The following is a 13,578-nucleotide window of genomic DNA, read 5'->3' as shown; positions in this document are numbered from 1 at the left end:
TATGGATACAGAATTATCAAACACCAATTCCTTGTTTGAATTGGCTTTTAAATATGTCAACCAAACCAATTGCAATCTTTTTGTAACAGGTCGTGCAGGGACCGGAAAGACAACCTTTCTGCATCATATTGTTAAAAATTCACTAAAGAAAAGCGTGATAGCTGCCCCCACAGGGGTTGCTGCGATTAATGCAGGGGGCGTTACCATACATTCTCTTTTCCAATTACCTTTTGGATTATTCTTGCCCGATTACCAAATCAACAACAACCCCAATCCGGCAGTCCACATCAACAATCGTTACTCCCTGTTGCAACATGCACGAATGGGTTCAAGTAAACGCAAACTCTTGCAAGAGATGGAATTGCTCATTATTGACGAAGTGTCGATGGTCAAAGCAGATACATTTGATGCAATGGACACTGTGCTGAGACACATTCGCAGAAGACCTGATGCTCCATTTGGCGGAGTGCAACTTGTGTGCATTGGCGACCTTTTTCAGTTACCTCCAGTTGTCAAAGACAATGAATGGCGTTTGATGAGCGAATTTTACAAAAGCCCTTTTTTCTTTGATTCACTTGTGGCAAAAGAAATGAAGTTGGTTAAAATTGAGTTTGAAAAAGTGTATCGCCAAAGTAATCGCTCATATATTTCATTGCTAAATCGCATTCGCGAAAACCGCATTGAGTATGAAGATTTGGAAGATTTAAATCAAAATCATTACAATCCTGACTTCACACCCGAACCCGGTGAAAACTACATTACGCTTTGTTCACACAATGCTACTGCAGAAGAAATTAATCTTCAGAAACTGAATGCACTCAACTCCCAAGAGCATTACTATGAAGCAGAAATAGAAGATGATTTTAATGAAAACATGTTTCCTACTCCGAGAGTATTGATTCTCAAAAAAGGTGCTCAAATCATGTTTATCAAGAATGACAGTGGCAATGACAGAAAATTCTACAATGGGAAACTGGCAATAATTGATCATATACGGTCCGGGGAGATTTGGGTAAAATTCGAGAATGAAACCGAGCTGTTCAAAATCCCTAAAGTTGAATGGGAACATATTCGATATAACTTCAATGATAAGACTAGAAAAATTGAAGAAAAAAAACTTGGTTCTTTTAAACAATACCCCATCAAATTGGCTTGGGCAGTAACCATCCACAAAAGTCAAGGGCTGACTTTTGAACGTGCAGTGGTTGATGCAGGGCGTTCTTTTTCAGAAGGTCAAGTGTATGTTGCTTTGAGCCGCCTTACCTCTCCTGAAGGATTGGTATTAAAGACCCCTATCGAACCAAGAAGTGTAAGAAGCAGCGAACAAGTAGTTGAATTTATGGAAGGTATTAGCTCCGAAGATGAATTAGAAGAACAATTACCCGAATGGCAAAAGGAGTACCTGAATCATCTTGTATTGGACAACTTTAGTTTTGTAAAATTAGAAGAAGCCTTTACTGACTTTCTCAATCACCTTGACGACACCAAGGTTCCCGACAGGGTATTAACAGAGCGTAATGCACGAAAGTGGTTTGCCCGCATTGTCGAAATAAAAAAAGTGGCGGATAAATTTATTCATACACTTTCACATAACATTCTGCCTCAAGCTAAAAAAGACAACTACCTTCATCTTGCAAGCAGAGTTGAATCAGCTACTCTATACTTTGTGAAAGAATTAGAAGAACACATTCTATTTTCGATTGCAAAATACAAAGCAGATATCAGTAAAGAAAAACTTACCCGCAAATTCAGCTTGCTTATACAAACACTCACTGAAGAAGTAGAAATAAAAAGGGAGTTAATCAAATCCACACACACGCTTGTTTCGGAATTATCGAATCAAGGAAATATTTCTCAGATGCTGGACAAGTACTATAGCGGCATTGTCAATGTAATCAAACAGATTAGCGAAGAACCAAATTCACCACCGGTAAAAGCAAAAAAAACAGAAAAAGGAGACAGCACCAGACTAACCTTTACGTTGTTCAAATCCGGCAAGACAATGACTGATATTGCAACAGAACGCGGATTGGCTTTGAGTACGATTGAAGGTCATTTAGCGAGTTTTGTATTAACCGGAGAATTATCTCCTTTTGAGTTATTAGATAAAGAAAAAGTGAAGGAGTTAATTGCATTGATAAAATCAAACCCTGACAAAACTATTGGCGAGTTAAAGCAAGCGCAAGGTGCATCATATACATTTGGAGAATTTCGCATAGCGCAGAACTATTGGAAATATTCGCTCAACCTACAAAAAGAAGCAAAATCCACTGATTAGTTTTCACTTTTCATAGTTACCACAGTTCAAAAAGTTCAAACACAATCCAATAATTCACCGTGCAATGACTATTTTTGCGCTTCATGATTAAAAACGTTCCGGGCATTTCACACCCCAGCAGCACTAATTTCTTTCTTCTTGCAGGACCTTGTGCTGCTGAGAGGCGCGAACTTATGATGCAAGTTGCAGAGCACCTTGTTACAGTTTGCGACAAACTCCAGATTCCTTATATCTTTAAAGCTTCATATAAGAAAGCCAATCGAACTCGTCTGGACTCTTTTACCGGAGTAGGAGATGAAAAGGCTCTGCAATGGCTGGCAGATGTGCGCAAAGAGTTTGGCGTACCCGTAGTTACCGATATTCATTCTGAAATTGAAGCTGAAATGGCAGCACAATATGTAGATGTTTTGCAAATCCCGGCATTTTTATTCCGTCAAACAGAATTGTTGGTAGCAGCCGCCAAAACAGGCAAATACATTAATATTAAAAAAGGGCAATTTGCAGGTCCAAATGCGATGCAACATGCAGCTCAAAAAATCAAAGATTCAGGCAACAACAATATTCTACTTACTGAACGGGGTACTTTTTTTGGTTACTCAGATTTAGTAGTAGATTTTAGAAGTATTCCTGCAATGCAAGAGTTCGGATTTCCTGTTATTATGGATGTAACACATTCTTTACAACAACCCAATACCAGCTCAGGTGTTACCGGAGGACTCCCTCATTTGATAGGCAAAATGGGCAATGCTGCTATTGCCATGGGCGTTGATGGGATTTTCATGGAAACACATCCTGAACCTAGCAAGGCTTTATCAGATGGAGCGAATATGTTGCCTTTGCACCAAGTTGAAGAGAAACTTACACAATGGACAAGAATTCGTCAATCAATCATCTCATGATTAAAGCACAAGATATACAAAAGAGTTTTGGAAATTTGCAAGTGCTCAAAGGGATTGATTTAGACATTGCAAAAGGTGAAATCATTTCAATTGTTGGTGATTCAGGTGCGGGCAAAACTACACTGTTGCATATCTTAGGCACTTTAGACAGACCGGACGCAGGTTTTTTAGAAATCAATGGCGAACGTATAGACAAATTAGGTTCAAAAGCACTCTCAAAATTCAGAAATAGAAATATAGGATTCGTATTTCAATTTCACCACCTATTGCCGGAGTTCACTGCCTTAGAAAATGTATGTATTCCGGCATGGATTGCTAAGGAAAATAAAAAGACTTCGGTTGAACGAGCCAAAGAATTGTTGTCATTGCTAAAATTAGAACAGCGTTTTGAACACAAACCATCACAACTCTCAGGAGGAGAGCAACAGCGAGTAGCGGTAGCAAGAGCTTTAATCAATAGTCCGGCAGTAATTTTTGCTGATGAACCCAGCGGCAATTTGGACTCAAAGAATGCTGAAGATTTACACAAGCTGTTTTTTGATTTAAGAAAACAATTCAATCAAACCTTCGTTATTGTAACACACAACAAAGAGTTAGCAAGTCAAAGCGACCGTACTCTTACTATCAAAGACGGATTAATTATATAGTTAGAAAATGAAATTCAACACCTATCAAATAAGTCAAACACTTACCTTACTCTTAATTTTACTCTGTTTACCTTGTATGCAGTCATGCGCACAACCCCCTGAAACACCTCTTACTCACGCTCATCGCTTAGTAAAAGACAAACAGTACTTGACTGCATTTGAGTTTCTGGACAGCCTTGATCCACATAATTCCAATCCTGACATTTTTCTTGCAAAACAAGAAATAGCCACCCATTATTATATCGCAACCGTTATGCACCAAATGTTTGCATTTGAGAATCTTGCTAAGAATCAAGATATTGAAAAAATGCGCAAACAACAGGGTAACTTCTTAATGAAGAATTTCCCTATCCAAGAGATTTTTGATACCCTTATCCAAAAAAATCCCGAGCGATATGACCTCTATAATGGCGTGAGTGAATTCTATTTTGAAATCCTCAAAACATATCCCGAAGGTTGGATTTTAAAGAAAAGTGAAATCGAAAAAAAAATTGAAAAATATGCCCCGATTGCTATCAAAAACAAGGCTGCATCTGCTAAAACATATTATGTCATGGCATATCTCTACTCCCAAAAAGAGGATTACAATCAGGCAATGACTTACTATGCAATTACGCTTGACAAAGACCCTGAGTTTGCCGGAGCTTATTATAATTTGGCACTTACACAGATGTATAGAAAAGAATATATTGCAGCATTAGCCGCTATAAAATCAGCAATAGAATTGTATAATGACAGCATTCCCAAATCGGAGTCCAGCAGGTTGGCAGGCTATATTTGTGAAGAACTGTCTGACGATAGTGAAGCGTACAAATATTTTTTGGAAGCATGGAATCTTAACAAAAACAACCTTGACAATATTCATGCACTAACCGACATCTCTGTACGACTTAAAAAGAATGAATATAAAAAATATACAACCTTGTATTTTGAAACAGCCCCAGAAAATGCAGAAGTGTATGGCGGTTTGGTTGAGATTTATGCTCAATACAACAAGACCTCTGAATTAATTTCCTTCTTTGAATCACTGATACCCCAATATACAACCAATAAAAAGGTCTTAGCAAATCTGTATTACTTTACAGCAGGTTTGCTCAATACAAGCAACAAAGAAAAAACCATCAATTACCTTAAAGAGGCGAAGAAATTATATCTCGAATTACTGCCCGAACAAGATGAGCTCATACTCTTAATTGATAGCAAACTGGAACAATTAAAAAGGTAAATGAACAAAAAAACCGAATCAAAATACCATTCAAAAATCATTGTATTCTTTGACGGGGAATGTAACCTCTGCAACAGTTCTGTTCAATTTATCATCAAACGTGACCTCAAAAACCGCTTTCTATTTTCGGCATTGCAATCTGAAACTACAGCAAACATCTTTCGAGAACATGGATTCCCGCTACAATTAGACCCACAACCCGAAAGCATTATTGTTTTATCACAAAACAGATTTTATGACAAAAGTACTGCCGCTTTAGTAATTGCAAAACACATTGGCTGGTTATGGCTACCCCTGCAAATCGGTTGGATATTTCCAAAACCTCTGCGCGATATTTTGTATATGTTTATTTCGCGCAATAGGTATAAATGGTTTGGCAAAAAAGAAAGCTGCATGATTCCTACACCGGAATTAAAAGAAAAATTTATTTGATTGATTATCATGAATCTAATCACAAGCAAAGACAACCCCTTATTCAAAAAAATAATTAGACTGAACAAACCCAAAGAGCGCAGGGAGAGCAAACAATTTGTGATTGAAGGAAAAAAAGAAATCATGATGGCAATTGACAATGGCATTGTCATTTCAGAACTCATCCATGAAGAAAATGCAATCCTCAATGAAAAAGAAAATAAGCACTTTCAATCCATTGCTCATCAATACCAATTCAGCAAAGCCCTCTTCAGTAAAGCATCCTATAGAGAAGAACATGCGGAATGTCTTGCTATTTGCCAACTCCCAATCACAAACCTTGATGCAATCACTCTTTCAGAAGATGCATTAATCATTGTATTAGAAAGCGTTGAAAAACCCGGCAACTTAGGGGCAATACTCCGAACCGCTGACGGCTGCGGGGCTGATGCAGTCATAGTTTGCGATGAAAAAACTGACTTCTTTAATCCGAATGTTATTCGTTCAAGTGTAGGCACGGTTTTTTCCGTTCCAAAAGCATCTGCAACAAAAGAAGATGTAGCTAAATGGTTATTATCTAAAAATGTTCAGGTTTTTACTACGATCATTGAGAATGCACTCCCCTACTATCAAGCCGACTTCCATCAACATTGTGCCATTGTTTTAGGTACTGAAGCTACAGGGCTTACTTCTTTTTGGAGACAACAACACTTCACAAACATCATCGTGCCTATGAAAGGACAAAATGACTCTCTTAATGTGTCAGTTGCAGCGGCAGTGATTGCATTTGAGGCTAGAAGACAAAAGACATCTATTGTTTGATAATTTTCTCTCTAACAACTCTATTATCAAACCCAACACCATTGGAAAGTTCTATATAATAAATTCCTGAAGGAAGTTCTGAAAGACTCACTTCATCCGTAACTTTCTTATTTATCACAACTTTGCCGGTTGATAAAGAAACAATCTTCATATCGGCATTGACCACACCTGCAATATGTATTTTATCATTTGTTGGATTTGGATAGATTTGTACATCAAACTCCGGTGTATCCCAATAAGAAGACTGGATTGGGCTATATTCGTAATTTCCGTCTATATCTACTTGTTTTAATCTATATAAATTTACTCCCTGTATTGGATGTTTATCTACAAAGGAGTAATCATTATTCTCATAGCTAGTTCCTGCACCCTTTTGCTCTCCAATTTTCGCCCAAAATACTCCATCAGTACTTTTCTCAATATCAAAGTGGTGATTGTTAGTTTCTTGTGAAGTTGTCCAATAATAAATAATTTCATTACTTGAATTGAACAGGTTTTGACGAGTATAAACAACAGGAAGCGGAGTTGTTAAAGTTCCGAAAGGTAAAAACCAGAAAGAGTTTTGACGATTGGTAGAATTAGCACTTCGGGTCCCAATTACACCCACTCGAATACTATAAGTTTGTACATTAGTAAAATTCATCTGCACTTGTGCAGCATGTTGAGTAGAGTCAATATTATTAAAAACAGCATATCCACTAACATTTACAATCCAATTACCAACAGTTCCTGACGTAACTGAAGAACCAACAATGCCATAAGGCATTGATGGGGCACTTACGCAAACCATTTCGCGAAATGAGTTTGAGCCTGAAGAATTACCGCTTCCATCAATGTCAATTATAGTAGCAGCTAAACAAGGAAAAGTATAAGGGTTATTATCAAAGCTATTTGCGCCTGCTCCATTTTTAGAAGCAAATTCCACTAAAAACTCTGCCCAAGAGGTATCTGTTGCAGAGGTTGATCTAGGAAAATTAATCGTTGGCTGCCATGAATCACCGTACCCACCACCGGTATAATCCCAACTACCCAGCGTTACACTTGAAGAAGAACGAGCTACCCAGGTAATACGCATATATATATCAGGGGTAGTTCCAATTTGAACAATACGTGAACGAGTCCCGCCTGTCGTACTGCTACCGGAAGATATCCAACTAAGATAGTTGCCCGGACTGCCTATAACAACGTTGTGTATAGGATATACACATTGCGCACTCACATCTGAAAAACTAAGAATGGCACTCATTATCAAAGTAAATGAGACCTTAGAAATAATTGCTTTCATTTTTGAAAATACTTCACTAAAATTTTCTACTAATGGCTCTATCAATTTATATACCAAGCCTTAAGCGTTCCTCTATTTTAAGGATGAACTGAAGTAAAATTTTTGAAAACAACTTATAACTTTAACAATCAGTCAAAGTTTAACGTGTTGTGAACGCAATTTTGTCATAGATAGAAAGGAAATTCAGAGTGAGCTCACTCCAAATTATTGCTTGACGATTCTCTGTACAACTCTCTGAGTTGAACCAAGTCCATTGGATATTTCAATAAAATACAAACCTGCAGGCAATGCTCTAACATCAAGCTGTTGCACTCTTTTTTGTTCTAACACCACTGCACCCACAACTGATATAATTTTTATATCCGGTAAATCAACTCCAACTATATGCACTTGATCATTGATTGGATTAGGCAAGACTCTGATTTGATTAAGTGGATTTTCCCAAAAATACTTTACAATAGGACTATATTGAAACTTTCCATTAAAATCAAATTGTTTTAATCTGTATAAGTTATAACCATTCATTGGAGCTTCATCTTCAAATTGATACGTTTGACCTTCAACACAAGTACCACAACCGCTAACGGTCCCAATGTTACTCCAGAAGACACCATCAGAACTGCGTTCAATTTCAAAATGGCTGTTATTATCTTCTTGTGCAGTACTCCAATCATACAAAACACTATGAGTTGTACCTGATACAGTTTGATTCAAATAATGAACAGGAAGGTAACTCGTTAATGAATCAAAAGGTTTGAGCCAGAATGAATATTGCCTCTCAGTAGGATTATTTCTACGTCTGCCTATGACACCTGCTCTGATTTGAAAAAACTGCATTGATGAAAAATTCATTTGCACCATTGCGACCTTATTAATGGTATCAATATTATTGAATACCGGAAAATCACTCACATTCACAACCCAACTTCCGACCATACCTGAAGATATGGTGGACCCAGGAATTCCAAAAGGCACGGAGGGGGCACTAACATAGTTAATTTCTTGAAATGCATTAGAACCTGTACTTGATCCACTGCCATCAAGGTCAATGATTGTAACAGGCAAACAAGGAAATGTGTCGAGGTTGTTATCAAAGCTATTAGACCCGGAACCATTTTTTGAAGCAAATTCTACTAAAAATTCAGCCCAAGCAGTATCCGTTGCAGAATTTGAAGATGGGAACCGCACTATTGGTTGCCAAGACTCTGTATATCCACGTGTTTTATCCAAAGGAGAAGCCGGTGTCTGATCCCAATTTGAGAGCGTAACGCTCGAAGAGGAACGTGCTATAAACGTTATGCGCATGAAAATATCGGGACTGGAATGTATTTGAACAACTTTACTTCTTGTTCCACCTGTTGTTCCACTTCCTGCAGGTGTCCAACTGGTATTACTCGTTGGACTTCCTATGACAACATCATAAGTAGGAAGCACGCATTGAGCATTCACTTGTTGATTTATACTCAACATTACACAAGTACCAAACATTAAAAATGCTATGAAATAATTCTTTATATTATGATTAGCCATCTCATTGATTTACTTTAAGTTTATCACATATAAGTAAAGGAACTAAAGAAAAAGTATTTGTTTTTAAACAACTGACACAAATATAAGGAACAAAAATTTATCTTCCAACTTAAATTTATGTTATTCCTATTTCACTCCGTTTTCAATTACATTCTCACATTAATCACTTTAGTAATTAATCTAAAATTCACCGCTTTCATGACGAGTGCATCTACAAAAATAACTAAGTTTGTAGGGTATGTTGCTGCTGCGCAAGAACGAGGTAATTGGTTGTATTTTCACTCTGTTATTATTGCTTTTTGCGATTGAGCTTAAGTCTGAAAACCTACCTGATTCTATAGCGAATAAACAGATAACGCTGCAAAACAAAAGAGCACATTTATCAGCAATTCTAAAAGACATTAACAAACAAACCGGGATTGTATTTAGCTATAAACAGTCCACAATCTCTAAGATGCACAAACTTGACTTAAAGAGCAACAACATGGCACTTGGACAATTCTGCAAAGATTTCTTGTATCCTAATGACATCTCTTGTCTATTCATCCCTCCCAACACCATTGTTTTGACTCACATAGAAATACATTCCAAAAACAATTTCACTATCAGTGGTTTTATTTCTGATAGTCTTTCAGGTGAGAGGTTGATAGGTTGCAATATTGTAAATACCATAGAGAATATTGGAACGGTTAGCAATCATGAAGGATTTTATTCCATTCAAACATTCAAAGACAGTATAGAACTCCGAATTAGTTATGTGGGCTATCAACCCAAGTCTATCACAGTTAAATCAAAACAAAAACTAAGATTTGATATCAAACTTGCACCAACAATCAACTTACCAATCATCATTGTCAACAACAATGAAAACACAAATTCAGTAACACAAGAAAGTGGCAACAACATTACACTCAAAGGGCGACAAATTTCCGATTTATCGCCCTTATTTGGCGAATCAGATGTATTTAGAACATTACAGCTCTTGCCCGGCATCCAATCTGTTGGTGAAGGCACTTCAGGTATCTTTGTCAGGGGTGGAAATGCAGATCAGAATCTAGTTCTTTTAGATGGGATTCAGATATACAATCCTGTGCATATTTTCGGTTTCTATTCGATTTTTAATCCCGGAATCATAAAAAATGTCTCCATGAATAAAGGCGTGCTTCCTGCCAAATACAGTGGAAGGCTCTCTTCAGTTGTGGATGTTATTACAAAGGATGGGAACAGGCAACATTTTAAGGGGGAAGCGGTGCTTGGACTTATAGGTTCAAGATTAACCTTGGAAGGTCCAATAGGAAAGTCAAAAAGAACAACTTTCATAGCATCAGCCAGACGCTCTCACATTGACTTATTGCTTTCACCTTTTGTTAAAAAAGATTTATCTACTCAGAGTGCAGGGTTTCTGTCTGCTTATTATTTCTATGATTTAAACGGCAAACTTGTTCATCGAATAAACAAGAATTCAAAAATCACAATCTCTTTTTATAATGGTATAGATAAGATACTGCTAAATAATTCATTCAAACTTGACAACCCAACGCTGAAGATTAAAGAAAGAGACAAACAAAGTTTTTCATGGGGAAATACTGTGGCATCTATTAAATACAGTTTAATTCTCTCTTCAAAATCCATCTTGAAAGTTACAGGTTGGTATTCCTCATACAATTTTGGCAACCAAAGCACATATTCATTTGAAGAAACAAACAAAGACACCTCTTTAGTCAATTACTTTGATTACAAATTTGAGTCAATTATTAGGGATTTTGGTGCCAACGCTGATATAGATTATTTCATTATGAATAAATGGAAAATCAATGTTGGCGCACAGTATATTTCGCATTATTTCCAACCGGGTGTTACAACGCTGACTAGCAACCTGCCAAATTTAGAACCGTCTAAAAGCATGATTGAAGGAAGCATTGGTTTTGAGCCTTCAATTTATATCGACAATCAAATCAAAATTGGCAACCGTTCGGAATTCAATGTTGGATTAAACTATGCCGGATTTTTTTTCAAATCTACTCAATATTCATCCTTACAGCCCAGAGTTTCATTCAATACATACCTTACAAAAAAAATAGTTGTGAATATTGGCTATTCTAAAACACAACAATATATGCACCTATTGACCAATTCAACAATCGGTATTCCAAGCGATTTATGGATATTATCTTCTGACAAAATCAAGCCACAATCCAATGAACAAATAGGGCTTGGGTTTAAGTACAATAGTGAAACATTTAATTTTGGAATAGATGGATTTTCCAAGCAAATGCATAATGTAATCGACTATAAAGATGGTGCAAACTACCTGAGAAATTCGAATAATTGGGCAGACTTTATTACAGCCGGAAAAGGGAATGCAATTGGAGTTGAAGTATATGTAGAAAAAACAGTAGGCAAATTAGTAGGGTGGATTGGATATTGTTTGTCAAAAAGTACGAGAGAATTTGCTGACATTAACAACGGAGAGCCATTTTTATTCAGATACAACCGCCTGCATGATATAAGTTCAACAGTTACTTACAAAATCAACCAACGCAATATCTTTTCAGCAAACTTTATTTTTGCTACCGGCAACCCAATAACCCTTCCGAATCAAATTTATTCAGGAATTTCAACCGGAACTCCATCAGTTGATATTTATGTAAACAATAAACGAAACAACTATATAATGCCTAACTATCATAGGCTTGACATTAACTATAGCAATTACAAAAAGAACAAGTTAGGATTGAGAACGTGGTCATTTGGATTTTATAATGTTTACAACAGACAAAATGCTTTCTTCATTACTCCATCCTATAATGATGTAGGAAACAGAGTATTAAGACAAGTTACCCTTTTCCCTATCATCCCATCATTTACATACAGGCAAGAATTTTGAAAAGATTTTTACTCTATATTATCTCTTTAGCCCTTGTATCCTGTACAAAGGAGCTCCCTTTTCCCGAAAACCAAATTGAAAAGAAAATGGTAGTAAATTCATTTGTAACAGTCGGAGAACCAATTAGAGTTAGAATTTCTGAGACCTATACACCTTCAGAAGACGGTAACCTGACTTTCTTACAAAACGCTATTGTCAAATTGTTAGACTCTGCCGGCAATGTGATAGAGGTTTTAGCCAATGATACTGCAACCGGATACTTTGCATCTACAGTTATTGCCCAACCTGCAACTTTATATCTGATAGAGGCTTCAGAGACTGCAAAATCATATTATTGCACTTCTCAATCTCGCACACCACGCAACAAACCTTCTTACACTGCCGACACTTCAACCATATATTTCCAAGGAAAGCCTCATTTTTTTCAAATTAGTATCCGTTTATCTGACATCCCAAATACCGACAACTACTATCTCTTTTATTGCACAAAAACATTTTATACCTACAAAAAATCAAACGGAAACATCACTGACTCAACACTACACATAGAAAAAATGGATTTGTTTACAAACGATTACTGGTTTGTACGAAACATTAACACTCAGTTTTCCAAGAAGGAATTATTATTGGTAGATGATGAATTTAAGGGTTTGATTGCCAATCTCAAATTTGGGACTTTTGTTGAACACAAGTCACCGGATAAAGAAAGGATTGTTTCTATTAACTTACATGTAAGCTCACTTTCAAAAGAACGATACATATACACACGTTCGCTCAATGAATACCTTTTCTATCAATCCGATCCCTTCTCCCAAACAACTTCAGTTTACTCAAACATTCAAGGAGGATACGGCATTTTTGCAACAGACTTTCCTGAAACAATAGAGTATTACTTTAAATAGCTCTACTCTTTTTACTTTACTTCAACATCGTAAATCTTAGCCTCAAGTCCGGGCAATTCTTGCTGATTTTGCTCTATTTCGCGTGAGTTCTCTTCAAACTGATACCCATTGGTTATTACACGCAACACTCCTTTATCAACTTTTTCAAAATTTGTAGGCAGGGTTTCATCACAACTATTATAATCAATGGACTTTACTAATGACCAATTTTGATCATTAAAACTAAAGATATCCATCCGCGACCAACAACTTTGGAACCAATATGGGAAAAATACTATTTCGCTATACCCATTTTCATTGATATCCTCAAGCACTTTGATTTCACCTCCCAAACTCTGCTGAACATAAATTGGGGGAAGATTATTACTAAAACTAATTTTTGTAATACATGGACCTTGACAATCTTGTACATATTCATCACCGTTATCGTTAACAATGGGCGGCATAATAAACAAAGAATCAGGGATACTATCGTTGTCTAAATGTGCAACATAAAAATTTTGAAACATAGTATCATGTGATTGAAAATCATTTTCGGTAGATACTCTCGAAGAAGAATCTAATACTGAATCTGTGTCGCTACCATCAGATTCGGTTGTGATATCTGAATGTAAACATGATTGTAAAAACAAAACTGAAAGTGTAATTACAACCCAACCACCGGACAATCTTACAATTTTTGCAGACATAGT

General features: G+C 36.6%; 11 protein-coding genes. 8 read left to right on the top strand and 3 right to left on the bottom strand.

Translation table 11 applies throughout. The features are described 5' to 3' along the window. The first annotated feature begins 1 nt into the window (after window position 1). The 6 genes from M0R38_02345 (at window position 2) to M0R38_02320 (ending at window position 6,282) form a co-directional block, all read left to right on the top strand. Complete coding sequence (locus M0R38_02345) at window positions 2-2,278, top strand: helix-turn-helix domain-containing protein (GenBank protein ID MCK9480584.1); 2,277 nt, start codon at window positions 2-4, stop codon at window positions 2,276-2,278. An 83-nt stretch (window positions 2,279-2,361) separates the two neighbouring features. After that, a complete protein-coding gene (kdsA, locus tag M0R38_02340) occupies window positions 2,362-3,177 on the top strand; it encodes a 3-deoxy-8-phosphooctulonate synthase (protein ID MCK9480583.1) in 816 nt (271 codons plus the stop codon). Beyond that, window positions 3,174-3,824, top strand: coding sequence for an ABC transporter ATP-binding protein (locus M0R38_02335; protein MCK9480582.1), 651 nt, complete (start codon window positions 3,174-3,176; stop codon window positions 3,822-3,824). Before kdsA ends, M0R38_02335 begins: the two co-directional genes overlap by 4 nt. A gap of 7 nt (window positions 3,825-3,831) precedes the next feature. Beyond that, a complete protein-coding gene (locus tag M0R38_02330; GenBank protein MCK9480581.1) occupies window positions 3,832-5,049 on the top strand; it encodes a hypothetical protein in 1,218 nt (405 codons plus the stop codon). After that, window positions 5,050-5,481, top strand: a complete 432-nt coding sequence (locus tag M0R38_02325; protein ID MCK9480580.1) for a thiol-disulfide oxidoreductase DCC family protein — start codon at window positions 5,050-5,052, stop codon at window positions 5,479-5,481. 9 nt (window positions 5,482-5,490) lie between these two features. Continuing rightward, window positions 5,491-6,282: an RNA methyltransferase gene (locus M0R38_02320; GenBank protein ID MCK9480579.1), complete on the top strand. Its 792-nt coding sequence runs from the start codon at window positions 5,491-5,493 to the stop codon at window positions 6,280-6,282. Here the strand turns inward: M0R38_02320 and M0R38_02315 are convergent. Both M0R38_02315 and M0R38_02310 read right to left on the bottom strand, forming a co-directional pair. Then, window positions 6,272-7,567 carry a T9SS type A sorting domain-containing protein gene (locus M0R38_02315; GenBank protein MCK9480578.1) on the bottom strand — a complete coding sequence of 432 codons (1,296 nt, stop codon included), beginning with the start codon at window positions 7,565-7,567 and terminating at the stop codon, window positions 6,272-6,274. The two genes, M0R38_02320 and M0R38_02315, sit on opposite strands and share 11 nt — an antisense overlap. Window positions 7,568-7,771: 204 nt before the next feature. Further along, window positions 7,772-9,097 (bottom strand): T9SS type A sorting domain-containing protein, encoded by a 1,326-nt coding sequence (locus M0R38_02310; protein MCK9480577.1) that lies wholly within the window; start codon window positions 9,095-9,097, stop codon window positions 7,772-7,774. Between the two features lie 238 nt (window positions 9,098-9,335). On the opposite strand from M0R38_02310, the gene M0R38_02305 reads away from it, so the two are divergent. Together M0R38_02305 and M0R38_02300 are read left to right on the top strand one after the other, a co-directional pair. Continuing rightward, a complete protein-coding gene (locus tag M0R38_02305; GenBank protein MCK9480576.1) occupies window positions 9,336-11,984 on the top strand; it encodes a TonB-dependent receptor in 2,649 nt (882 codons plus the stop codon). Beyond that, window positions 11,981-12,886 carry a DUF4249 domain-containing protein gene (locus M0R38_02300; GenBank protein MCK9480575.1) on the top strand — a complete coding sequence of 302 codons (906 nt, stop codon included), beginning with the start codon at window positions 11,981-11,983 and terminating at the stop codon, window positions 12,884-12,886. Before M0R38_02305 ends, M0R38_02300 begins: the two co-directional genes overlap by 4 nt. A gap of 11 nt (window positions 12,887-12,897) precedes the next feature. Here M0R38_02300 and M0R38_02295 read toward each other — a convergent pair whose 3' ends face one another. Next, window positions 12,898-13,575, bottom strand: a complete 678-nt coding sequence (locus M0R38_02295) for a hypothetical protein (protein MCK9480574.1) — start codon at window positions 13,573-13,575, stop codon at window positions 12,898-12,900. Between the last annotated feature and the right edge of the window lie 3 nt (window positions 13,576-13,578).

Source organism: Bacteroidia bacterium, assembly GCA_023228875.1.
GTDB lineage: Bacteria > Bacteroidota > Bacteroidia > NS11-12g > UBA955 > JALOAG01.
Note: the sequence above shows the minus strand (reverse complement) of the source record. Positions and strands in the feature narration are given on the sequence as shown.

Bases quoted from the DNA above. Each gene is read 5' to 3' on its own strand.
- M0R38_02345 (MCK9480584.1), top strand. From the start codon at position 2: ATGGATACAGAATTATCAAACACCAATTCCTTGTTTGAATTGGCTTTT.
- kdsA (MCK9480583.1), top strand. From the start codon at position 2,362: ATGATTAAAAACGTTCCGGGCATTTCACACCCCAGCAGCACTAATTTC.
- M0R38_02335 (MCK9480582.1), top strand. From the start codon at position 3,174: ATGATTAAAGCACAAGATATACAAAAGAGTTTTGGAAATTTGCAAGTG.
- M0R38_02330 (MCK9480581.1), top strand. From the start codon at position 3,832: ATGAAATTCAACACCTATCAAATAAGTCAAACACTTACCTTACTCTTA.
- M0R38_02325 (MCK9480580.1), top strand. From the start codon at position 5,050: ATGAACAAAAAAACCGAATCAAAATACCATTCAAAAATCATTGTATTC.
- M0R38_02320 (MCK9480579.1), top strand. From the start codon at position 5,491: ATGAATCTAATCACAAGCAAAGACAACCCCTTATTCAAAAAAATAATT.
- M0R38_02315 (MCK9480578.1), bottom strand. From the start codon at position 7,567: ATGAAAGCAATTATTTCTAAGGTCTCATTTACTTTGATAATGAGTGCC.
- M0R38_02310 (MCK9480577.1), bottom strand. From the start codon at position 9,097: ATGGCTAATCATAATATAAAGAATTATTTCATAGCATTTTTAATGTTT.
- M0R38_02305 (MCK9480576.1), top strand. From the start codon at position 9,336: ATGTTGCTGCTGCGCAAGAACGAGGTAATTGGTTGTATTTTCACTCTG.
- M0R38_02295 (MCK9480574.1), bottom strand. From the start codon at position 13,575: ATGTCTGCAAAAATTGTAAGATTGTCCGGTGGTTGGGTTGTAATTACA.